The sequence below is a fragment of the Catenulispora rubra genome, assembly GCF_015356825.1.
Taxonomy (GTDB): Bacteria; Actinomycetota; Actinomycetes; order Streptomycetales; family Catenulisporaceae; genus Catenulispora; species Catenulispora rubra.
Genome location: NZ_JAACYW010000007.1, coordinates 85,641 through 108,356 on the forward strand (window position 1 = coordinate 85,641; position 22,716 = coordinate 108,356).

Here is a 22,716-nt window from a genome sequence, read left to right on the forward strand (position 1 = left end):
TTCCCCTAATCATCGCGCAGGAGCACGGCCAGCTGAGTGCGCGATCGGACGCCGAGCTTTCGGTAAACGCCGGTCAGCACGGATTCCACGGTCTTCACCGACAGGAACAGGTTCGCGGCGATCTCGCGGTTCGGCAGGCCCTCGGTGACCAGCGCGACGATGCGCTGCTCGGCGGCTGTCAGATACAGATCGGGCGCCGGCGCCTCGGCGGCCACCTCGGCCGGCTCCCACAACGGCGCCTGCGCGCGTCGGAAGACCGCCGCGGCCTGATCGTGGAAGTGCCGCGCGGAGGCCGCACGCCGCCGCCGCTTGTCGAGGAACGAGCGGGTCAGCAGGACCCGGCCGCGTTCCAGCGGCAGGCCGAGCGCGCGGAAGGTGTGGTCGGCGCGGTGCAGGAGCGCTTCGGCGCGGGCGTGATCCCCTTGCGCCGCCTTGAGAACCGCGTCGGCCCGGTCCAGCGTCGCCAGCACCCCGCGCCGTTGCAGCCGCTCGGCAGCGCGCCGCGTCTCGGCGATGACCGCCGCCGCCTCCTCGCCCTGCCCGGAGGCGACCAGCACCTCGGCGAGGTCGGCGTGGAAGCGCACGGCGGCGGGGTCGGCGATGCCCTGCTCGTCGACCAGGGTCCTGACTCGCTGCAGATCGTCGGCGGCACCGGCGGTGTCGCGCAGCAGCAGGCGCACCTCCCCGGACAGGGCCAGGCAGCGGGTCATGAAGATCTGGTCCTGCTCCTGCGCCGACGCGGCGGTCCCCCGATCGGCCAGCCGCAGCGCCTCCTCCAACGTGCCCCCGGCCACCTGCGCCAGCGCGGAGGTGAACAACACCGGCCCGGGAGAGGCGCGCTCGGCGCCGGGCAGCTCCTTGAGCCGCCGCGCACTGCGGATGGCGGCGGCCCCGTGCCCAGCGCGAGCCTCGATCTCGACGGCGCCCCGCAGCAGCAGCGCCCGGTCGCCGTGGCTCCCGCTGCGCTCGGCGTACGAGGTGAGCAGCCGGAGGTGATAGCGCGCCTCGTCGAGCTGGTCGGCGAAGAGCGCGAAGCGGACGGACAACCAGCGTGCGGAGTTGATGAGCGAACCGGGCGCCGGGTCGGGGCTGTGCGCGAGCGCGCGACGCAGCACGCGTGGGTACGAGGCCTCGCCGAGCAGCTGCTCGATCCGCGCGAGCATGACCAGGGCGGCGGCCTGCGACTCAGGATTCTGCGAAAGCTCGGCAGCCCGAACCGCGGCCCGCGCGGCATCAAGAGCCCGCCGATTGTCGCCAAGCGCGAGATGCGCATGCCAGGCAACGCGCAGGTGCACTTCGGAGAGCAGGGCCGGATCGGCCGCCGCCTCGGCATCAGCCAACGCACGCCCAAGAATGTCATCGAGCCCACCCACCGCCTGCCCAGCCGCATCGACGACGGCAAGCCGCGCCCGCGCCCGCGCCGCATGATCGGACTCGGTGCGATCCAGCCGCGCCACGGCGGTGCGCGCAAGGTGCTGGCGCCCCGCAGCTGCGGCATCGGTGGCGGCGGCGAGGAGGAGGGCGGCGATGGCGGTGGGGCGGGGAGGGGATGCCGGATGCGGCGCGCGATCGGCGGCGGGGCTGGTTGAAGCAGCTGCGGAATCGGCAGTGTGCGGCGGCGAATCGGCGAGATGCGGCAGGTACTGGGCTGTTTGCGCGGTGCCGAAAGCTGCGGAGTCTGTGGCTGTCTCCTGGTTGTCAGCGCTATGCCCAGCCTGAGCCGTCCCACTGACCGGAGCCGGCAGCGCCGCAAGCGAACCGTTCGCCGCCTTGTGCGCCTCCACCTCCTGCGACTCCGCCTCGCGCAGCGGCATCATCTCCGCCGCCAGCAGCCATAACTCCGCCGCGCGTCCCGGATCCCCGCGTCGGCGTACCGCGCGGGCGGCGATGGCCAGGTCCGAGGCCATCTCCAGGTCCGGGCGGTCGCGGGCGGCTGAGGCGCGGTGCCACAGGCGGGCCGTCGGGTCGGTCGTGGTTTCGGCGAGGAGCAGGTGTGCGGTGCGCAGTGTCTCCTGCGATGCGTCGGCGAGCACTGTGTCGCGAACCGCGGTGGCCGGGAAGCTGACCGTTCCGTGCACGTCCACCGCGATCAGCCCGGCCTGCTCCGCGCAGGACAGCGCCTCCAGCGTGTCCGGGCCGGCGGTGCGGCGCAGGGTCGTTATAGAAGGATCCGCGGCCAGTGCGGCGATCAGCAGAGTGCGCCAGACCCCGTCCGGAGTCGGCAGTTCGTCGATCCAGCCGCGGACGCAGCGCCGGGCCGCCGGCGGCGTCGTCACCACGTCCAGCGTGCCCGACGACGCGTCCAGCCCCCGCGCGAGCTCCACCGTCAGCCGCGCGTTCCCGCCTGCCGCCGAGTGGACGCGAGCCGCGACCCGGAAGCCGATTCCGCGCTGCTGCAACAGAGTCGCGGTCTGCTCCGCCGTCAGCGTGGGAACCGTCATCTCCACCGCGTCGCGGCCCAGCAGGTCCACCGGGCCGCCGGGGCGCGTGGCCGCGACCACCGGGATGCCGTGCCGCGCGAGATACGCCACCACGTCCAGGCTCTCCGCGTCCCACCACTGCATGTCATCGATCAGCAGCAGAATGCGTTTGTCCGGCGGGACCGCGTTGTCTATGCAGGCGCGCGCGGCTAAGCGAATCGCGACGCGGTCAGGAGACCCGGGTATTCGGCGCAGTGCTTGGCGCACCGCCGCGAGCCAGGGTTCGGGCAGATCGGGTGCCTCGGATAAGAGATTGGCTAATGCGGCGAAGGGGACGTTGCGGTCAGCCGGTGCCGCCGTCAGCCACACCACATGATCGTCACGGCTGATCCAGGGCTCTGCGACCGCGTCCAGCAGAGCCGACTTGCCGCGGCCGGGTGGGGCGGCCAATAACGTCGGGAGGCCGTCGACGGCGCGCGCGACCAGGGCGGCGACGAGCTCCCCATGCCCGATCATGTCAAGTCCTTGGCGGTCGCGGTGCCGGTGACGGCTGCGGGTCCCGAACCCGGTGGGGCGTGGAGGCCGCTCGGGGAAGGTTACGCCGTGCACGCCCGCGGTCACAAGAGTTCTCGCTGTGTTCCGGGCCACGACGCCCGAAGTAAAGAGCTGGTCATGCCGGAGCTGTTCAAGGGTTTCCCCCGATGCGGTCGGACCGGGCCTTCAGCAAATTCTTAGCTCGCCACCTTTCCCCTCTACCCCACAGAAGGCGGAGATGAAAAACACGTACACGCGGCGACGAGCCGCGGCGGCCGGAGCGGCTGTCGCCACCATGGCGGCCGGCTTCGGTCTCATGGCGGCCTCGGCGCAGACCGCGCAGGCCTGGGACATCAACCCGGCGTCCTGCAGTCATGCCCCGCACCACCAGCACCACCACGGCGTGCAGCTTACGGCGACACAGACTCTGTGCGACCGTATAAACGCCGCCGGAACGCAGGCCGCGACCGGCTCCGAGACGCTGTCCTACGGCGGCGGCGTGGACGGCATCGGCGTGCTGGACGGACACGCCAAGGTGTACCTGGTGTTCTATGGGACCCAGTGGGGCACCCAGAGCACCGACTCCAACGGGCTCGCCAACTTCTCCGGCGACCCGAACAGCGCGGCTCCGGTCGTGCAGAAGATGTTCAAGGACATCGGCACCGGCGGCGAGACCTGGTCGGCCGACCTCACCCAGTGGTGCGACGGCCCCAACGTGGCCAGCGGCGCGACCAGCTGCCCGAGCAACGCCAGCTTCGTGCCCTACCAGACCGGCGGCGTGCTGTCCGGCGTCTGGTACGACAACTCCGGGGCGTCCCCCTCGGCGGCGACCGGCCACCAGCTGGGCGTGGAGGCGGTGAACGCGGCCGGGCACTTCGGCAACACCACCGCGGCGGCGAACCGTGACGCCTACTACGTGATCCTGTCCCCGCACGGCACCGACCCGGACGGCTACCAGGACCCCAACACCGGCTACTGCGCCTGGCACGACTGGAACGGCGACACCACGCTGAACGGCGGCGCGGTCACCAGCAACTACGGCGACATCGCGTTCTCCAACCAGCCGTACAACATGGACGTGGGCCAGACCTGCGGCACCAACTTCATCAACTCCGGCGGCAACGGCGTCCTCGACGGCTACACGATGACCCTCGGCCACGAGTGGCACGAGATGATGTCGGACCAGAACCCGGCCGGCGGCTGGACCAACCACGTGTCCGGTTCGTCCTACAACGGCCAGGAGAACTCCGACGAGTGCGCGTGGCTCCAGCCCGGCACCACCGGCGGCGCGGCTAACGTGAGCCTGGGCTCGGACTCTTTCGCCGAGCAGGCCAGCTGGTCGAACGACACCAACTCCTGCGCGATCTCGCACCAGATCCTGACGCACGGCGGCACCGGCACCAACACCGTGTCCGTCACGCAGCCGGCCGCGCAGACCTCGACCGTCGGCACCGCGGTGTCGCTGCAGGTCCAGGCCTCGGACTCGGACTCGACCCAGACCCTGACCTACTCGGCGACCGGGCTGCCCGCGGGCGTCACCATCGACAGTGGCAGCGGCCTGATCTCCGGCACCCCGACCACCGCCGGCAGCTCGAACGTGACCGTCACGGCCACCGACGGCACCGGGGCCTCGGGTTCGGCGTCCTTCGGCTGGACCGTGAACTCCACCACCGGCGGCGGCAACGTCATCGTCAACGGCGGCTTCGAGAACGGCTCGCTGTCCGGCTGGACCGCCTCCGGCGTCACCGCCGCGACCGCCTCCGGCCCGCACTCCGGCGGCTACGCGGCCGAGCTCGGCAACACCAACCCGAGCAGCACCTCGTCCGTCGCGCAGACCTTCAAGGCCGGCACCGGCAACAGCAAGCTGTCCTTCTGGTACAACGTGACCTGCGACGACACCGTCCAGTACGACTGGGCCACGGCGACGCTGAAGGACAACACCACCGGCACCACCAAGACCGTCCTGGCCAAGACCTGCACCAACCCGACCTCGGGCTGGACCCAGGTGACCTCCTCGGTCACCGCCGGCCACAGCTACACGCTGACGCTGACGAACCACGACGACAACTACGCCGGCGACCCGACGTACACGCTGTACGACGACGTCACGGTGTCGTAAGTTGATCAGTTCCCTGTGAAACACAGGCGGATCCGGCCCCTCGCGGGCCGGATCCGCTCTCGTGTACGGGGGCTGTCTCAGAACCCCGAGGCGGCACCGACCGCCTCGTGGCGGGCCCGGACGGTGGCGATGGTCCGGTCGCCGTCCGTGTCCCAGATCTCCTGGTTGAAGATCTCCACCTCGGCGCAGCCCTTCCATCCTGCGGCGGTCACCAGAGCCCGCATGCGCGCGAAGTCGATGTGGCCGTCGCCGACGTGCCCGCGGCCCAGCAGCATGTCGGCCGGCAGCGGCACGACCCAGTCGCATTCCTGGTAGGACAGGATCCGATTCCCTTTGCCGGCGCGCGTGATCGACGCCTCCAGCCGCGGGTCCCACCACACGTGGTAGGTGTCGACGACGACGCCGACCTGCTCGGCCGGGAACGCCTCGGCGATGTCGAGCGCCTGCCCGAGCGTGGAGACCACGGCGCGGTCCGCGCAGAACATCGGATGCAGCGGCTCGATCGCGAGCTTCACACCGTGCTCGGCGGCGAACGGCGCGAGATCGGCGATGCCCTCGGCGACGGCGGCGCGCGCGGCGGGCAGGTCCTTGGAGCCGGCGGGCAGCCCGCCGACGACGAGGATGAGCACGTCGGTGCCCACGCCCGCGGCCTCCAGGACCGCCTGCTTGTTGTCGGCGAGCGCGGCGGCACGGTCCTCGGCGGAAGCGGCGGTCATGAAGCCGCCCCGGCACAGGCTGGTGACTTCGAGGCCTGACGCGCGCACGATCTTTCCAGCCGCCTCGATGCCGATCTCCTGGACGCGGTCGCGCCACAGGCCGATGGCCGGGACGCCGGCGCGGACGCAGCCGTCGACGGCCTCGGCGAGGGTGAGGCGCTTGACGGTGGCCTGGTTCAGGGAGAGTTTCATCCGACGACCGCCGGGGCTGCGGCGTCGGTGCCGATGACGATCTGGTGGCTGCGGATGTGAAACCTCATGCGACCACCGCCGCGAACCGAGCGGCGGCCAGCTCCGGATCGTCGATGACGCCAGCGATCTCGGCGAGCCGCAGCAGCTCGGTCAGGTGCGCGGCGTCGCGTGCCGTCTCCAGGCCGCCGACCATCGTGAAGTGGTCCTGGTGGCCGTTCAGGTAGGCCAGGAACACCAGGCCGACCTTGTAGTTGAAGGTCGGCTTCTCGAAGATGTGCCGCGACAGCTCGACAGTCGGCCCCATCAGCCGGTCGTACGCTTCCAAGTCGCCGCGGTCCAGTGCCTGCAGGGCCTGCGAAGCGGGGCGTGCGATGCCGTCGAAGATGCCGAGCAGGGCGTCCGAGTGGCCGGCGGCGTCGCCCTTGATGAGCTCCGGGTAGTTGAAGTCGTCGCCGGTATAGAGGCGGACCCCTTCCGGCAGTTTGCTGCGGAGCTCCAGCTCGTAGTCGGCGTTCAGGAGGGAGATCTTGATGCCGTCGACCTTCGCCGGGTTGGCGTTGATCAGCTCCAGGACCGTCGCCAATGCGGTCGGGATGTCCGGCGAGCCCCAGTAGCCAGCCAGCGCGGGGTCGAACATGTCGCCCAGCCAGTGCAGGATCACCGGGTTCGAGGCCTGATTCAGCAGTGAACGGTAGACCTTCAAGTAGTCATCGGCTGACTGCGCGGATGCCGCCATGGCCCGGCTGGCCATCAGGATCACGCGTGCGCCGGCCGCCTCGACGACGCCGAGCTGTTCCTCGTAGGCGGCACGGATATCTGGGAGCGAATGCGTGCCGGCGGCGAGTTGGTCGGTGCCTGCGCCGCATGCCAACAGCGACGGAACACCTGCCGCATCGACCGCCTTCGCCGCCGCGCCACTGCGCCGGATCAGCTCCTGCGTCGCCGGCCAGTCCAGCCCCATCCCCCGCTGCGCGGTGTCCATGGCGTCCGCGATGCCGAAGCCCAGCGACCACAGGTGCTCGCGGAAGCGCAGCGTCGCCTCCCAGTCGAGGACCGCCGGCCTGCCCGCGCCGTTGTCCGCGTCCGGGTCTGCCACGACGTGCGCGGCGGCGTACACGACCCGCGAGGTGAAGCCGGTCATCGCGGCGCTCACTTCCCGGTCCGGTCGAGCTCCGGCACGGCGACCTTGCGGCCCTCACGCCAGGACTGCGCGCCGAGTTCGGCCAGCTGCACGCCGCGCGCTCCGGCCCACAGGTCGTGGCTGTACGGCGCGTCGGCGACCAGGTGCGCGAGGAACATCTCCCACTGCACCTTGAAACCGTTGTCCATGACCGCGTTGTCCGGCACCTCCTGCCACTGCGCGAGGAAGTCCTCGGTCGCCGGGATGTCCGGGTTCCAGACCGGCTTCGGGGTCGCGGCGCGGTGCTGCGCCTTGCAGTTGCGCAGTCCGGCGACGGCGCTGCCGTGCGTGCCGTCGATCTGGAACTCGACCAGTTCCTCGCGGTTCACGCGCGTGGTCCACGAGGAGTTCAGCGAGGCGACGATCCCGCCTTCGAGCTCGAAGATGGCGTACGCGGCGTCGTCGGCCGTGGCCTTGTACTCCCGGCCCTGCTCGTCCCAGCGGGTCGGGATGTCCGTGCGGGCCTCGGCGTAGACGCTCTGGACCGGCGCGATCACGTGGTCCAGCACGTAACGCCAGTGCGGGAACATGTCCAGGATGATGCCGCCGCCGTCCTCGCTGCGGTAGTTCCACGACGGCCGCTGCGCCGGCTGCCAGTCGCCCTCGAAGACCCAGTACCCGAACTCGCCGCGTACCGACAGGATGCGGCCGAAGAAGCCGGAGTCCACGAGCCGCTTCAGCTTCAGCAGGCCCGGCAGGAACAGCTTGTCCTGCACCACGCCGTGCTTGACCCCGGCCGCGTCGGCGATCTGCGCGAGCTGGACCGCCTCCGCCAGCGTTTCGGCGGTCGGCTTCTCGGTGTAGATGTGCTTGCCGGCCTCGATCGCCTTGGTCAGCGCCGGGACGCGGGCCGGTGTGACCTGCGCGTCGAAGTAGACGGTGACCGAAGGGTCGGCCAGGGCTTCGTCCAGGGAAGTGGTCCATTTGTCCAGGCCGTGCTGCGCGGCCAGCGCCTCGATCTTCTCGGCGTTGCGGCCGACCAGGACCGGCTCGGGCCAGACGGTGCGGCCGTCCGGCAGCGCCAGGCCGCCCTGCTCGCGGATCGCGAGGATCGACCGGAGCAGGTGCTGCCGGTAACCCATGCGTCCGGTGACGCCGTTCATGGCTATGCCGACTACTTCGCGTGTCATCGCCGCTCCCGAGATCTAGTTGTGATCACCGAAAGGCCCGATCGGCACTGGAAAGCGCTTTCCGAACCGTTCCTGAGGCGATAGGTTACGAGCGTGTCCACGCAGAGGTCAACACCCTCGCCGGCCCCGCGCCGCGGCGGAGCCACGCTGCAGCAGGTGGCCGACGCCGCGGGCGTTTCGCTGGCCACCGCCTCGCGCGTGCTGAACGGCAGCACCCGGATCGTGAACGCGGACCTGAGCGAGCACGTGCGCGAGGTCGCCACCCGGCTGCGCTACGTCTCGAACGGCCCGGCGCAGGCCCTGGCCCGCGCGACGACGTCGCTGGTCGGACTGCTCGTGCACGACGTCAACGACCCGTACTTCTCGGCGATCGCGGCCGGCGCGATGCGCGTGGCGCGGGAGCGGGACCTGCTGGTGATGGTCGCGAACACCTACCGCGAGCCGGCCCTGGAACTGGACTACATCACCCGCCTGGGCGCGCAGCGGGCCCGCGCGATCCTGGTCGCCGGCTCGCCGCCGGTGGACCCGGCGCTGGCCGAGCCGCTGCGCGAGCGGCTGCTGGACTACCAGCAGGGCGGCGGACGCGTGGTGACCATCGGCGACCAGGGGCCGGAGATCGACGCGGTGCTGCCGGCGAACGTGCGGGGCGCGCGGGAAGCGGCGCTGCATCTGACGGGGCTGGGGCATCGCGAGATCGGGATGGTCGCCGGGCCGCACGGACTCGTGACGATCGCCGACCGCTCCGAGGGGTTTCGCAGAGGGCTGACGGAGGGCGCCGGGGATCCGGTCGTCGCGCACGAGATCGAGGGCGACTTCACCCGCGACGGCGGCTACGACGCGACTCGGCGGCTGCTGGCCGAGCATCGCGAGGTGACGGCGGTGTTCGCGATGGCCGACGTGATGGCCATCGGAGCCCTGGCCGCGTTGCGCGAGGCCGGGCGGCGGGTGCCGGAGGACGTGAGCCTCGTCGGCTTCGACGATCTGCCGATCTGCGCCGACCTGATGCCCGCGCTGACGACGGTGCGCGTCAACAGCGAGGGCATGGGTGAGCAGGCGATGCGGATGGTGGTGGAGTCGCCCGCAGAAGATGCCGAGGGCGAGGGGCGCACCGTCGTGCACAGCGCTACTGAACTGATCGTGCGGGGGAGTACGGCGCCGGCTGCCTGAGCCGGTTCGCAGGACACGTATATATAGGGGTGGGGAATTGAGTCTGCTCAGTGCAGAGGCCTCGGCTGCTGGTGCGCCCGGAATCCTGGTCCCCGTCGTGTTATCCGCAGCGTTCTTGCACGCGAGCTGGAACGCGATTCTCAAGTTCATCCCCGACAAGCTGACCGCCTCGCTGTTGATGACGCTGTCGGCGGGTGCGCTGGCCGGGCTCGGGCTGTTCTTCGTCCCGGTGCCGGCCCGGGCCTCGTGGGTGCTGCTGCTTGTGTCGGCGGCGCTGCACGTCGGGTACTTCCTGATGCTGATCAAGACCTTCGAGATCGGCGACTTCAACCAGGTCTATCCGCTCGCGCGCGGGCTCTCGCCGGTGGTGGTGGCGGGCTTCGCGACGCTGCTGGGCGATCCGATGTCGCGGCACCAGACAGTGGGCATCGCTGTGGTCTGCGGTGGGCTGACGGTGCTGGTGTTCTCCGCCGGACGGCCGAAGCGGACGCAGGGCAAAGCCCTGTTCTGGGCGGCGATGACGGGGCTGTCGATCGCGACGTACACGGTCACCGACGGCGTCGCGGTGCGGCATTCGGGGTCGGCGGCCGGCTACACGGTGTGGATGATGCTCGCCGAGGGCACGCTGATGACGGCGGCGTGCGTGACGATCATGGTGCGGCGGGGCGCGACAGGCGCGGCCGCAGGCTTCCGGGTGACGCTTCGCAAACTGAGCCGCGGCGATGTGATGCGCGGCGTGATCGCGGGACCGTTGTCCTTCGTGGCCTACGGATTGGTGCTGTGGGCCCAGACGCGCGGCGCGCTCGCTGCGGTGTCGGCGTTGCGCGAGACAAGCGTGATCTTCGGCGCGGCGCTGGGCTCGGTCTTCCTGCGCGAGCCCTTCGGGCGGTACCGGATCTTCGCCGCGGTGACGATCGCCAGCGGGATCCTGATCCTCGAAGCGGCATAAGGGTTCTGGCGGCGCCGCACAATCCGCGCGCACCGCAAGCAGCCTGGCCAAGCCGGACTGCCGCAGCCTCGCGGGCGCCGCACCCCAAATCCGCTAAACCCGCACCGCGTCCAAAGCCGCCCGCATCCGCACCACCCGCCGCTCCAACCGCCCGACCGCCCCCTCGCGTCCGTCCTGGTCGATCAGCAGTGCCAGCGTCCCCTCGATGGCGCCGAGCCGGTTCGACAGCTCGTCCAGCATCCGCGGCGTCACCCCGGCCGCCTCGCGGAGCATCTCCGCCTGCTCCTTCAGCTGGCGGTTCTTGCGGTGCAGCTCGGCGAAGACGCCGACCTTCGCGCGCAGGACCCAGGGGTCGAAGGGTTTGGTCAGGTAGTCCGCGGCGCCGGCGGCGTAGCCGCGCAGGGTTTGGTGCGGGCCGTCGCCGGCGGCGGTGAGGAAGATGATCGGGGTGTCGCGGGAGCGCTCGCGCAGGCGGACGTGCGCCGCCACCTCGAAGCCGTCCATGCCGGGCATGCGGACGTCCAGGAGGATCACCGCGAAGTCCTCGCGCAGGACCGCGCGCAGTGCCTGCTCGCCGGAGGACGCGGTGATCAGCTCGTGGCCCAGCGAGCCCAGGATGGACTCCAGGGCCAGCAGGTTCTCCGGGCGGTCGTCGACCAGCAGGATCTTGATGTCGGCGTCGGCCGGCGTCGAGGCGCGGTGGGCGTCGGTCACGGGGTCTGGCCTCCTGCGGCGGGCTGGGCGCCGGTGTCGGCGTCGAGCCAGCCTCGCATGACGGACAGCAGGTGCGGGGTGTCCACCGGTTTCGTCACGTAGTCCGAGGCGCCGGCCTCGATCGACTTCTCCCGGTCGCCGCGCATGGCCTTGGCCGTCAGCGCGATGATCGGCAGGTTCTTGTAGCGGTCGATCTCGCGGATCGCGGCCATCGTGGCGTAGCCGTCCATCTCCGGCATCATCACGTCCATCAGGACCAGCGCCACGTCGTCGGCGCGTTCCAGGGCCTCCAGGCCCGCGCGGCCGTTCTCGGCGTTCAGGACCGTGCAGCCCTGCTGTTCCAGGACCGAGGTCAGGGCGAAGACGTTGCGGATGTCGTCGTCGACGATGAGGATCTTCTCCCCGTCGAAGGTGATGTCCGAACCGGCCGCGTAGAGCTCCGTGGACGGCAGATACGGGTCCGGATGCGGGGCCTGTTCGGGGATCAGCGGCAGCGTCGGCGCCGGTTCGGCCATCGCGCCGGCCGGCAGCGGGCTGGTGCCGTAGCCGAGGCTGCCGGTGCTGCCGAACACCGCGCCGCCGTCCGGTCCGACCGCGTGCGGCAGGAACAGCGTGAACGTCGAGCCGCGGCCGCGCTGGCTCTCGGCGCGGATGCCGCCGCCGAGCAGCTTGGCGATCTCCCGGCTGATCGACAGCCCGAGCCCGGTGCCGCCGTAGCGGCGCGAGGTGGTGCCGTCCTCCTGCTGGAAGGCCTCGAAGACGGTCTGGATCTTGTCGTCCACGATGCCGATGCCGGTGTCGGACACCGCGAAGGACACCGCCGGCTCCAGCGCGACCTCGTTGCTGTCCTCCGGGCCGCCGAGCACGACGTCGTCGACCGTGTCCACGACCAGCTCCACGTGCCCGGACTCGGTGAACTTCACCGAGTTCGACAGCAGGTTGCGGAGCACCTGCTGCAGCCGCTGCTCGTCGGTGAACAGGTGCGCCGGCACCGCGGGCGTGACGCGCACCCGCAGCTCCAGGCCCTTCTGCTCGGTCTGCGGGCGGAACGTGGCCTCGACGTAGTCCACCAGCTGGCTGACCGCTATCCGGGCCGGCTGCACGTCCATGCGCCCGGCCTCGATCTTGCTCAGGTCCAGGATGTCGTTGATCAGCTGGAGCAGGTCGCTGCCCGCGCCGTGGATGGTCTCGGCGTACTCCACCTGGCGCTCGGTCAGGTTGCCCTCGGCGTTGTCGGACATCAGCCGCGCCAGGATCAGCAGGCTGTTCAGCGGGGTGCGCAGCTCGTGCGACATGTTCGCCAGGAACTCGGACTTGTAGCGCGAGGACATCGTGAGCTGGTTCGCGCGCTCCTCCAGCTCCTGCCGCGCCTGCTCGATCTCGGAGTTCTTGACCTCGATGTCCTGGTTCTGCCGGGCCAGCAGCTCGGCCTTCTCCTCCAGCTCGGCGTTCGAGCGGCGCAGCTCCTTCTGCTGCATCTGCAGCTCGTCGGTGCGGGCCTTGAGCTCGTCGGCCAGCCGGCGGGACTCTCCGAGCAGCTCCTCGGTGCGGGTGTTGGCGGTGATGGTGTTGACCGTGACGCCGACCATCTCCATCAGCGACTCCAGCAGCGCGCGGTGCACCTCGTCGAAGCTGTGGAAGCTGGCCAGCTCGATGACCGCCATGACCTCGTTCTCGAACAGCACCGGCAGCACCGCGACCGAGGACGGCGAGGCCGAGCCGAGCCCCGAGGAGATGCGGATGTAGTCCACGGGCGCGTGCTGGATCATGATCGGCTTGCGCTCCACCGCGGCCTGGCCGACCAGGCCCTGGCCCAGGCGGAAGCGCGAGGTGACGTCCGGGGACTCGCGGTCCACGCCGTAGGAGGCGATGAGGTTCAGCACCTTCGTGCCGGACTCCCGGCGGGCCAGGTAGAAGGCCCCGTACTGGGCGTTCACCAGCGGGGTCAGCTCGCTCATGATCAGCGCGGAGACCGCGTCCAGGTCGCGCTGGCCCTGCATCAGGCCGCTCATCCGGGCCAGGTTGGTGTTCAGCCAGTCCTGCTGGTCGTTGCGGCGCGTGGTCTCGCGCAGGTTGCCGATCATCTGGTTGATGTTGTTCTTCAGGTCGGCGACCTCGCCCTTGGCCTCGACCGTGATCAGCCGGGTCAGGTCGCCGGCGGTGACCGCGGTGGCCACCTCGGCGATCGCGCGGACCTGCGTGGTCAGGTTCGAGGCCAGTTCGTTCACGGACTCGGTCAGCCGCTGCCAGGTCCCTGAGACGTCCTCGACCGTGGCCTGGCCGCCCAGCTTGCCCTCGGTGCCGACCTCGCGGGCCACGCGGGTCACCTCGGAGGCGAACGCGGAGAGCCGGTCGACCATGGTGTTCAGCGTGGTCTTCAGTTCCAGGATCTCGCCGCGCGCCTCGACGTCGATGCGCTTGGACAGGTCGCCGTTCGCGACCGCGGTGGTCACCTGCGCGATGTTCCGGACCTGGCTGGTCAGGTTGTTCGCCATCGCGTTGACGTTGTCGGTGAGGTCCTTCCAGGTGCCGGCCACGCCGCGCACCGTGGCCTGGCCGCCGAGCTTGCCCTCGGTGCCGACCTCGCGGGCCACGCGGGTCACCTCGTCGGCGAAGGTGCCGAGCCGGTCCACCATTTTGTTCAGCGTGGTCTTCAGCTCCAGGATCTCGCCGCGGGCGTCGACGGTGATGGTCTGGGTCAGGTCGCCGGAGGCCACGGCCGTCGCCACCTGCGCGATGTTGCGGACCTGGGTGGTCAGGTTGTCGGCCATGGAGTTCACCGAGTCGGTGAGGTCCTTCCAGGTGCCGGCCACGCCGGGCACCCGGGCCTGGCCGCCGAGCCGGCCCTCGGTGCCCACTTCCAGGGACACCCGGGTGACCTCGTCGGCGAACCCTGAGAGCTGGTCCACCATCGTGTTGATGGTGTCCTTCAGCTCCAGCATCTCGCCGGCCACCTCGACCGTGATCTTCTGGGTCAGGTCGCCCTGCGCGACCGCGGTGGTGACTCCCGCTATGTCGCGGACCTGCGCGGTGAGGTTTCGGGCCGCGGAGTTCACCGAGTCGGTGATGTCGCGCCAGATGCCCTCGGCGTGCGGGACAGTGGCCTGACCTCCCAGGCGCCCCTCGGTGCCGAGCTCGCGGGCCACCCGGATCACCTCGGAGGCGAAGCCCGAGAGCTGTCCGACCATCGCGTCAATGGTCTGCGCGAGTTCGGCGACCGGTCCGTCGACGATGTCCCCGGACAGCGCGATCTTGCGCGACAGGTCGCCTCGGGCCACCGCCTGGGCCACCTCCAGGATGGCTCCGAGCTGGCGATCGAGCTCGGCGTCCGCCAGGCGTTCCGATTGCAGCGTCATCGCCGCGCCTCCTTGACATGGGCGGCCGGCCCGCGTCCCGTTGTGCGACGCCAGATGACTCTCAGTTCTCGCGGAGTCACCCGACGTGCGGCGGCGGCCGCCCGGTGTTCTCTCGGTCAGTCACAGTCTCGCAGATCGTTCGGGCGGAAACGGATGAACCATACGATTAGCCCGCGCAGAGGCCCGGGCCGGGCTAGGCTCGAACACGATGGCCCCTCGCACCCCCCGTACGTCTCTTCCCCGAGACCGCCCCGAAGAAGCGGTCCGGCTCACCCTGCTTTCCCAGGCTGGCGAACTCCTGTCCGGCACGCTGGACCGGCGCCGCCTGGCGGCCCTGGCCGCCCAGCTCGTCGTGCCGAGGCTGGCCGACTGGGTGGCACTCTATCCGGCCGCGGATCACCCGAACGTGTCGTCTTCGTGGACTCCGGAACACATTTGGCACCGCGAAGAGCGCAGGTTGGACGCGTTGCGCTCGGCGCTGGAGGGCTGGCGTCCGCCGCTGCCGGAGGAAAGTGGCAGGGCTCACATCAACACCCCGGCGCACGGCGAGTGGCCGGTCCCGGTGGCCTCGCCGTACGGCCAGGCGCTGCCGATCCCGCTCACCGCGCGCGGCGTGTCGCTGGGCACCCTGGTCCTCGGCGGCCCCGGCAAGGGCGGCTTCGCCGGTCCCGCGGTGCCGCTGGCGATGGAGCTGGCGTCCCGGATCGCGGCGGCGCTGGACAACGCGCGGCAGTACGCCGAACAGGTGGAGATCGTCAGGGGCCTGCAACGCTCGCTGCTGCCGCCCTCGCTGCCGGCGGTGCCGGGACTGGACATCGGCGTGGTCTACGAGGCCGCGTCCAACAGCGACGGCGTGCACGTCGGCGGCGACTTCTACGACGTGTTCCCGATCAGCCGGAAGGTCTGGGGCTTCGCGGTCGGCGACGTCTGCGGCACCGGCCCGGAGGCCGCCGCCCTGACCGGCCTGGCCCGGCACTCGCTGCGGCTGCTGGCCCGCGAGGGGCGCTCGCCGGTCACGGTGGTCGAGCGGCTGAACCAGGCGGTGCTGGAGGAGGGCGAACTCGCCGGCGACGCCGGGCGATTCATCACCCTGCTGTACGGCGAGGTCGAACCCCGTCCCGACGGCTCGGCCCAGCTGGTGCTGGTCTGCGCCGGCCACCCGCTGCCGCTGATCCTGCGCACGGACGGCAGCGTCCGCGCCGCCGCGAACCCGCAGCCGCTCCTCGGCGTGCTGCCGGCGCCGACGCTGTACGCCGAGGACGTGGAGCTGGGCGCCGGCGAGGTGCTGCTGGTCTACACCGACGGCGCGAGCGAGCGCCGCAACGGCCGGCTGATGCTCGGCGACGAGGGTGTGGCCGCGGCGCTGTCCGGCTGTTCGGGCATGACCGCGCCGGGGGTAGTGGCGCGGGTGCGGCAGGCGGTCGTGGACTTCGGGTCCTCCGGAACGCGGGACGACCTGGCGCTGTTGGCTCTGCGCGCCTACAAGGGCTGAGGCGTATCAGGTAGAGGTACGGTGCCAGAAAAGGTGCGGTCCCGAGCCGGGGGGATGGCTCAGGACCGCTGTCGGCTTTCGCCGCACCTATATAGACGCCTGGCGAGGGTCTTCGGGTTGTGTCACGGCAAACCCTTGACCTCTGGTCCGCTCAGGGCTTTGGCGAGTGTGTCGTCGGTCCACGGGACCGGCTTCAGGGCCTTGCCGGTGATGGAGCGCTGCTTCCCGGCTCCGTTGCCCAGAGGGGGGTAGCCGGAGATGGTGCCGAAGTAGACGACTGAGCTGGCGGAGACCGTCACCAGCGTTCCGTCGGGGAACCGGCGGCCGGCGACGGACATTTCTCCGTCCTTGTCGCCGACCGAGTGCGTCGTGACGATGACCGAGCCGTCGCTCAGAGTCTGGTGTGTGCAGGGTGACCAGGAAGTCGGCAGGAGATAGACGGGCACCCAGAACTCGTCCAGTCCGCACGCCACGTTCGGGGGAGTCGTGATCTGGCCGGCCAGCCAGCTGTCGTACACGTTGACCGTCACGGTCCCCAGAGGCGTGGACACGTCGTCGTGGCCGTTCACCGGCGGGACTCCGTCGGTTGTCCAGAACCCCATGCCTCCGACGTCGTCCAGGAACCTCCCCGAGGCGGGCGGCCCGATGACGGTCGGGCTCCGGTCGTACGAGTTGCGGACATGCGCCAGGCCGGGGTCGATCCCGCTGATGACGGCGCTGATCGTGGCGGCGGCCCCGGCGGGGATCGCGACGGGGTCCTTCGGCGTCGGGTTGCGGTACCCGTTGCCGAGGCGGAGGTATTTGCTGAGGCTCGAAAGGGGGGCGATGGTCTTCGCGGGGGAAGACGCAGGCGAGACCATGGTCTGCCCACTGCTGCTCGCACCGCCGCCGAGCGTGGTGAAGGCGCCCGCGGACAGTGCGACGATCGCTGCCGCCGCCAGGGCGCCGGTCGCCCGGTACCGCGTTCGCTGGCGGGCGCTGGTCCGCGCCGCTGCCGCGGCATCCGGGACCCAGTGCGGTTCGTTGTCAGAGGTGTGCGCGCGGTCGAAGACGCCGCGGGCCCAGTCGTCCTCTCGGGATTCGAGATCTGGCATGGGTTCGTCCCTCATGTCTGGTGTCAGTGTTCTTCGGCGACGGGCTCGAAGACCGTGCCGGCCAGCAGCGGGCGCAGCGCGGCGAGCCCCTTGGCGGCCTGGCTCTTGACGGTGCCCGCGGTGCACCCCAAGAGTCCGGCCGTTTCCTCCACGCTCAGGTCCTCCCAGTACCGCAGGACCAGGACCGCGCGTTGTCGGGGCGGGACCCGGCGCAGTGCCGCGACCAGGATGTCGCGGTCGTCGCTGGGTCCGGTGCCCGGCGCCTCGACGTCCGGCAGGTACTCCGCCGGGGTCTCCCGCCGCCATTTGGCGCGGCGGGTGTCGAGGTACGCGCGGAAGAGCATGGTGCGCAGATAGGCGTCGAAGGTGTCCTGACGCCTGATGCGCCGCCAGTGCAGGTGGACCTTCACGAACACGGCCTGGACGAGGTCTTCGGCCAGGTGCCAGTCCCCGCACATCAGGTAGGCGGTGCGCCGCAGCGCCGTGCCCTTGGCGGCGACGACTTCGGCGAACTCCGCCTCGTAGGACCTGTCCATCCCCCCACCTCTCCACTGCTCCTGCGCCGGCAGGAGTTATACGGAAGTGGGGGGCTCCGGGGTTGCCCGGATCACCGTCTCGTGTACGCGAGCTGCGAGACCCCGAGGTAGCCGGAGGCGAATCCGGCCTCGCAGTAGGCCAGGTAGAAGCGCCAGGTGCGGCGGAAGACCTCGTCGAAGCCGTGCGCGGCGACCCGCGGCCAGTTCTCCTCGAAGCGGTGGCGCCAGGCCCGCAGGGTGCGGGCGTAGTCCAGGCCGAAGTCGCGGCGGGCGGCCAGCCGCAGGTCGGCGGTGCCGGCGGCGTGGTCGAGCTCGGCGATCGAGGGGATGAGGCCGCCGGGGAAGATGTACTTGTGGATCCAGGAGTACGAGTCCTGGGTGGCGACCATGCGGTGGTGGGCCATGGTGATGGCCTGGACGGCGACGCGGCCGCCGCGGGCCAGGTTGCGCTCGATGGCCTGGAAGTAGTCCGGCAGGTAGCGGCGGCCGACGGCCTCGATCATCTCCACCGAGACCACGGCGTCGAACGGCTGCTCCTCGGCCACCTCGCGGTAGTCGGCCAGCCGCACCTCGACCCGGTCGGCCAGGCCGGCCGCGGCGACGCGCCTGCGGGCCAGGTCCTGCTGCTCCTCGGACAGGGTCACGGTCAGCACCGTGGCGCCGCGCTCGCCGGCCGCCTTGATCGCCAGCGCGCCCCAGCCGGAGCCGATCTCCAGCAGGCGCGTGCCCTTGCGGACGCCGGCCGCGTCGAGCATCGCGTCGATCTTGCGGACCTGCGCGGCGTGCAGGTCGCCGGGCCCGTCGGCGTCGGCGACCGGGTCGAACAGCGCCGAGGAGTAGGTCATCGACGGGTCGAGGAACGCCTCGAACATGTCGTTGGACAGGTCGTAGTGCGCGTGCGCGTTGTGCCGCGCGCCGCGCCGGTCGCCGTCGTGCTCGCGCGGCATGTGCTGGGCCGCCAGGCTGCGCATGCGGTGCAGCGGCCGCGGGATCAGGTCCTCCAGCCGCGAGGCCAGCTCGGTGAGCAGCGCGACCAGCTCGTCGCCGGTCTCGGTGTCCCAGGCGCCGGTCTGGTAGGCCTCGCCGAAGCCGATCAGGCCGTCGGTGCCGAGCCGGTTCAGGAACTCCTGCGGTCGCCGCACCCGCAGCACGGGCCCGCCGCCGCCGGGGACGCCGGCTCCGGCCAGCGCCAGCCCGTTGGGGGCGACCACGGTCACCGGGATGTCCTTCAGCGCGTGGGTGAACAAACGTCGTGCGACGCGCGCACGGACCGGGCGGTCCGGGAAACGCGCGAGGTCCGGCCAGCGATCGGTGTCGATCAGCGGGATGGACTGGTGAGTCATCTTTCCGCTCCGAGATCGGGGTCAGTCTCTGAACGCCTTCAGTAACGTAACACGCTCTTGATCGTTAAGCGCGGACCCGCCCGGCGGGGGTCAGGACTCGTTGTAAGCCCTCGGGGGCGGCCGCGTGGAAGGCCTCGACGATCAGGTCGGCATAGCGCGGCGGCCGGGTTGCGGCCGCCTGCGCCGAGCCGGGCTGATCGAGGAGACACGTATGGCTGAACGCCAGGACCAGCCGGTTCCAATCCCGGGCCCGGGACAGAAGCGTGTGGCCAGAGCCCGGCACCACGATCCGCGCCACGTCGTGTCCCTCGGCCCGGGCCCGAGCGGCGTACTCGTAGGAGGAACGCGGCGAGGTGACGCGATCGCGCGTCCCGTGCGCCAACAGCAACCGCCGCCCGGCCAGCTGCACGGTCGGCTCGGCCTCCGGCAGCCACGGTGCGAGGCCCAGCACCCCGACCACGTGCGGCGCGTCGGCGGCGTTCACCACCGCGCGGCCGCCGAGCGAGTGGCCACCGAGCACGATCGGCACATCGCCGTACCGCTCCGCCAGCTGCGCGGCAGCCCACCGCACATCCGGCACCGGCGCCCGCTCATCCCCGTTCCACCCCTGATACCGGAAGCACATGGTGTGCACGGCAACCCCGCGCCCCGCCAACCGCGGCGCCACCGCCCGCGCGATCATGCGCATCCGCGTCACCGGCCCACCCCGCCGATGCGGCGCCTGGTGCGAACGCTCCTTGCCACCGTGCGCGAGCAGGACGACACCGACCACGCCGTCACGCACCGGGCGGATCGGCGGGTCGAGGCGGGGTTCGGATTCCCTGCTCACGGGAGCGAGGGTACCGCTGGGAGGTTCGCGGTGCGAAGCATCGTCTCAAGGCCTGGGGGGCGTGCGGCTGAGGTCGGGGGTGCGTGAGTCGGTCGGGTGGTGAGCACGGCGGCGGCGCGTGGGCGTGGCGGGCTCGGGTGACTTCACCCGCTGTCCCCCGACCGTTCGGATCCTCGGAAGTCCATCGTGATCGTGACCCGCTCCGCATCGGTGCCGAGCATCGTCGCGATCGCGTCGCGCGCCGTGTTCCGGGCCTGCTCGCGGTTGCGGCCTTGCGTGTGCACACCTGGCAGATCCGGGACGGTGACCACCCACCAGTCGCCGTCCGGCTCGGCGATGGCGCGGTAGGTCTCGGGGGTCGCAGGTCCGGTCACTGACTTGCCTCCTTGCTCGGCTGGACCTCTTCACTTTCGCACGCGAAAAGGCCGAAGCCCGTCGAAGCGAAAACTCCGACGGGCCCCGGCCCGAGACGACCGCGACTCACGCAGCCTTGCGCTGGTCCCCCGCGGCCTCGGCGAACTCGTCGCGCGGGCGCTCGATGGAGCCCAGGCCGACGGCTTCGCGGCGGAAGAACAGGGCCAGGGTCCAGTCGGCGATGACGCGGATCTTGCGGTTGAAGGTGGGGACCCGGCTCATGTGGTACGTGCGGTGCATGAACCAGGCCGGCCAGCCGCGCAGGCGGATGTTGTAGACGTCGGCGACGCCCTTGTGCAGGCCCAGGGAGGCCACCGAGCCGACGTGCTTGTGCTTGTACTCGCGGGGCTCGAAGCCGCGGACGGCCGCGACCACGTTGTCCGCCAGCTGCTTGGCCTGGCGCACGGCATGCTGCGCCGAGGGGGAGCACCACTTGCCGGGGTTGGCCAGGTCCGGGACCTGGGCTCCGTCGCCGGCGGACCAGACGTTGGCGAAGCCCTCGACGCGCAGGGTCGGGTCGGCGACGACGTGGCCGCGCTCGCCGAGGGGGACGCCGAACTTCTGCACCACCGGGTTCGGCTTCACGCCGGCGGTCCACACGATGGTGGAGGCCACCATCTTGGTGCCGTCCGAGAGCTGCACGCGGCGGTTGACGCAGGACTCCAGGAACGTGTTCAGCTTGACCTGGATGCCGCGCTTCTCCAACTCGTGGACCGTGTACTCGCCGAGCGCCGGCCGGACCTCGGGCAGGATGCGCCCGGAGCCCTCGACCATCACCCAGCGCATGTCCTCGGGGCGGATGTTCGGGTAGATCTTGCACGCGTCGCGCGCCATGTCCTCCAGCTCGGCGATCGCCTCGATGCCGGCGAAGCCGCCGCCGATGAAGACGAAGGTGAGCGCGCGGCGGCGGATCTTCTCGTCCTTGGTGGTGGCCGCGATGTCCATCTGGCCCAGGACGTGGTTGCGCAGCGCTATGGCCTCTTCGATCTGCTTGAAGCCGATGCCGTTCTCGGCCAGGCCCGGGATCGGCAGGGTGCGCGCGATGGAGCCGACCGCGATGACCACCTGGTCGAACTCGATCTCGTAGGGCTCGCCGGCGATCGGTTCGATCGAGGCGACCTTGCGCACCTGGTCGATGTCGGTGACCCGCGCGGTGAGCACTTCGGCGCGCTTGAGCACCGAGCGCAGCGGCACCACGACGTGCCGCGGGGACAGGGAGCCGGCCGCCGCTTCGGGCAGGAACGGCTGGTAGGTCATGTACGAGCGCGGGTCGACGACAGTGACCAGCGCTTCGTCCTTGCCGAGCTTCTTCAGGATGCGGTGCGCCGTGTACATCCCGACGTAGCCGCCGCCAACGATCAGAATCCGAGGGATCGCCTTGCCGTTCCCGCTCGCCTTGCCCACTTGATGCTCGCCTCCGCCGCCTAGTCCAAGGCCGCCGTCTCGACGCTCGATCTTCTTACTTTTCAAGCGTAGAGAGGTTCAGGCAGTGCCCCGTGCGGTGCGAGTTAACAGCTGATGTCAGCGGGAAGATTTGTGCGCGTTTGGCATCAGATGCGCTGGTGACGCTGGTCACACTGTGAGCAACATTACAGCTATTCCGACACAGTGTCAGGTAGTGAGACACATTCGACGTCGCGTAGAAGAATAGCGCCGCCCGGCTGTGTGGCCGGACAATGTGTGGCCGGAACATGTGCAGTCAGAACATGTATAGCCAGACAATGTGTGACCAGACCAAAAGACGAGCGACGCCACGGGAGAGTTCCCGGCTTCCTGGGCGGCCGGTCAGCCTCCCGCGCCGTCATCGGTGAAAGGCCGGATGACGGCGTCCGCGTGACCGACGAAGGAGCCGGCCATCCGCAGGCCCCAGCGCGGGTCGGCCACGATCTGGTAGAGCTGGTCGTCGGTCAGCGGACCGTCGCTCCACTCCACGACGTTGATCGCGGCGTGATCGGGCCGCGTGATCGAGACCATGTTGTTGTGCGTCGGAGTGCTGCTGCCGCCGGGGTAGCCGGTGCCGTGTTGGACCATGACCACCGAACCGTCGGAGAGAGTCGCCGCCGCGCAGTAGTCCTCTTCGAAGGCCGGCATGCACTGCGACTGCGGGGTCTTGCCGTCCAGCGCGCCGTTACTCACCGAGGCCGAGATCCGGATCGCGCCGTGCTGCGTGGTCCAGGTCAGGGTGGCGTTCGCGTTGACGTCGCTGATCGAGCTGCCGCTGAAGCTCGATCCCGTCCCCGGCCCGAGCTGTTGCAGCACGTCGATGACGAGCTCGGCGACCGACGGTCCGTCGGTGCCCGTCGGGTCGGTCGGGTGCCCCGGGACCGGTGGTTTCCAGGACGCCGGGATCGTGCCGATCACCGTGTTCGGCGAGGACTGCGTGGAACCGGACAAGACCTGGGACACCGAGATCGGCGACGAGGGCGCCGACGTCGGTGAGGACGTACTCGACGTACTCGACATACTCGACACGCCTGGCGTCGGTGTCGTCGTCCCCACCGCCAGGCCCGGACCCACGCCCGGTCCCACCC

18 protein-coding genes are annotated in these 22,716 nt (G+C 70.6%); 5 read left to right on the plus strand and 13 right to left on the minus strand.

Annotated elements, in window-relative coordinates:
* Window positions 1-5 precede the first annotated feature (5 nt).
* Window positions 6-2,936, minus strand: coding sequence for a helix-turn-helix transcriptional regulator (locus GWK61_RS04395; protein ID WP_194905187.1), 2,931 nt, complete (start codon window positions 2,934-2,936; stop codon window positions 6-8).
* 256 nt (window positions 2,937-3,192) lie between these two features.
* Here GWK61_RS04395 and GWK61_RS04400 point away from each other — a divergent pair, with 256 nt between their 5' ends.
* Window positions 3,193-5,073: a putative Ig domain-containing protein gene (locus GWK61_RS04400; protein WP_194905189.1), complete on the plus strand. Its 1,881-nt coding sequence runs from the start codon at window positions 3,193-3,195 to the stop codon at window positions 5,071-5,073.
* A gap of 77 nt (window positions 5,074-5,150) precedes the next feature.
* On the opposite strand, the gene GWK61_RS04405 is transcribed toward GWK61_RS04400, so the two are convergent.
* From GWK61_RS04405 to GWK61_RS04415, 3 genes are all read right to left on the minus strand, one after another.
* Window positions 5,151-5,981, minus strand: coding sequence for a sugar phosphate isomerase/epimerase family protein (locus GWK61_RS04405; RefSeq protein ID WP_194905191.1), 831 nt, complete (start codon window positions 5,979-5,981; stop codon window positions 5,151-5,153).
* Window positions 5,982-6,045: 64 nt separating this feature from the next.
* Window positions 6,046-7,122 carry a DUF993 family protein gene (locus GWK61_RS04410; protein ID WP_194905193.1) on the minus strand — a complete coding sequence of 359 codons (1,077 nt, stop codon included), beginning with the start codon at window positions 7,120-7,122 and terminating at the stop codon, window positions 6,046-6,048.
* A gap of 8 nt (window positions 7,123-7,130) precedes the next feature.
* Window positions 7,131-8,291, minus strand: coding sequence for a Gfo/Idh/MocA family protein (locus GWK61_RS04415; protein ID WP_194905196.1), 1,161 nt, complete (start codon window positions 8,289-8,291; stop codon window positions 7,131-7,133).
* A 93-nt stretch (window positions 8,292-8,384) separates the two neighbouring features.
* On the opposite strand from GWK61_RS04415, the gene GWK61_RS04420 reads away from it, so the two are divergent.
* Window positions 8,385-9,458 carry a LacI family DNA-binding transcriptional regulator gene (locus GWK61_RS04420; protein ID WP_194905198.1) on the plus strand — a complete coding sequence of 358 codons (1,074 nt, stop codon included), beginning with the start codon at window positions 8,385-8,387 and terminating at the stop codon, window positions 9,456-9,458.
* Between the two features lie 37 nt (window positions 9,459-9,495).
* A complete protein-coding gene (locus tag GWK61_RS04425) occupies window positions 9,496-10,407 on the plus strand; it encodes an EamA family transporter (protein WP_228561713.1) in 912 nt (303 codons plus the stop codon).
* A 93-nt stretch (window positions 10,408-10,500) separates the two neighbouring features.
* Here the strand turns inward: GWK61_RS04425 and GWK61_RS04430 are convergent, their stop codons facing one another.
* Both GWK61_RS04430 and GWK61_RS04435 read right to left on the minus strand, forming a co-directional pair.
* On the minus strand, window positions 10,501-11,121 hold the full coding sequence (locus tag GWK61_RS04430; protein WP_194905199.1) for a response regulator: 621 nt from the start codon (window positions 11,119-11,121) through the stop codon (window positions 10,501-10,503).
* The gene (locus GWK61_RS04435) at window positions 11,118-14,477 is read right to left on the minus strand and encodes a HAMP domain-containing protein (protein WP_194905201.1); all 3,360 of its coding nucleotides are present in this window, start codon (window positions 14,475-14,477) and stop codon (window positions 11,118-11,120) included. The genes GWK61_RS04430 and GWK61_RS04435 overlap by 4 nt, the downstream gene beginning before the upstream one ends.
* A 208-nt stretch (window positions 14,478-14,685) precedes the next feature.
* Between GWK61_RS04435 and GWK61_RS04440 the strand changes: the two genes are divergently transcribed.
* Entirely contained in the window at window positions 14,686-15,969 is a 1,284-nt protein-coding gene (locus tag GWK61_RS04440) for a PP2C family protein-serine/threonine phosphatase (RefSeq protein WP_194905203.1), read from the plus strand.
* Between the two features lie 122 nt (window positions 15,970-16,091).
* Here GWK61_RS04440 and GWK61_RS04445 read toward each other — a convergent pair whose 3' ends face one another.
* The 7 genes from GWK61_RS04445 to GWK61_RS04475 form a co-directional block, all read right to left on the minus strand.
* Window positions 16,092-17,063, minus strand: coding sequence for a hypothetical protein (locus tag GWK61_RS04445; protein ID WP_194905205.1), 972 nt, complete (start codon window positions 17,061-17,063; stop codon window positions 16,092-16,094).
* Window positions 17,064-17,086: 23 nt separating this feature from the next.
* Entirely contained in the window at window positions 17,087-17,599 is a 513-nt protein-coding gene (locus tag GWK61_RS04450; protein WP_194905207.1) for a SigE family RNA polymerase sigma factor, read from the minus strand.
* Between the two features lie 71 nt (window positions 17,600-17,670).
* The gene (locus GWK61_RS04455) at window positions 17,671-18,942 is read right to left on the minus strand and encodes an SAM-dependent methyltransferase (protein ID WP_194905209.1); all 1,272 of its coding nucleotides are present in this window, start codon (window positions 18,940-18,942) and stop codon (window positions 17,671-17,673) included.
* Between the two features lie 64 nt (window positions 18,943-19,006).
* Window positions 19,007-19,771: an alpha/beta hydrolase family protein gene (locus GWK61_RS04460; protein WP_194905211.1), complete on the minus strand. Its 765-nt coding sequence runs from the start codon at window positions 19,769-19,771 to the stop codon at window positions 19,007-19,009.
* A gap of 143 nt (window positions 19,772-19,914) precedes the next feature.
* Window positions 19,915-20,145: a type II toxin-antitoxin system HicB family antitoxin gene (locus GWK61_RS55990; protein WP_194905213.1), complete on the minus strand. Its 231-nt coding sequence runs from the start codon at window positions 20,143-20,145 to the stop codon at window positions 19,915-19,917.
* Window positions 20,146-20,251: 106 nt separating this feature from the next.
* On the minus strand, window positions 20,252-21,589 hold the full coding sequence (locus GWK61_RS04470) for an NAD(P)/FAD-dependent oxidoreductase (protein WP_194905214.1): 1,338 nt from the start codon (window positions 21,587-21,589) through the stop codon (window positions 20,252-20,254).
* Between the two features lie 381 nt (window positions 21,590-21,970).
* Complete coding sequence (locus tag GWK61_RS04475) at window positions 21,971-22,546, minus strand: hypothetical protein (protein WP_228561714.1); 576 nt, start codon at window positions 22,544-22,546, stop codon at window positions 21,971-21,973.
* On the opposite strand from GWK61_RS04475, the gene GWK61_RS55995 reads away from it, so the two are divergent.
* Window positions 22,536-22,716: hypothetical protein (locus tag GWK61_RS55995; protein WP_228561715.1), on the plus strand; the 181-nt coding region annotated here is incomplete at its 3' end. The two genes, GWK61_RS04475 and GWK61_RS55995, sit on opposite strands and share 11 nt — an antisense overlap.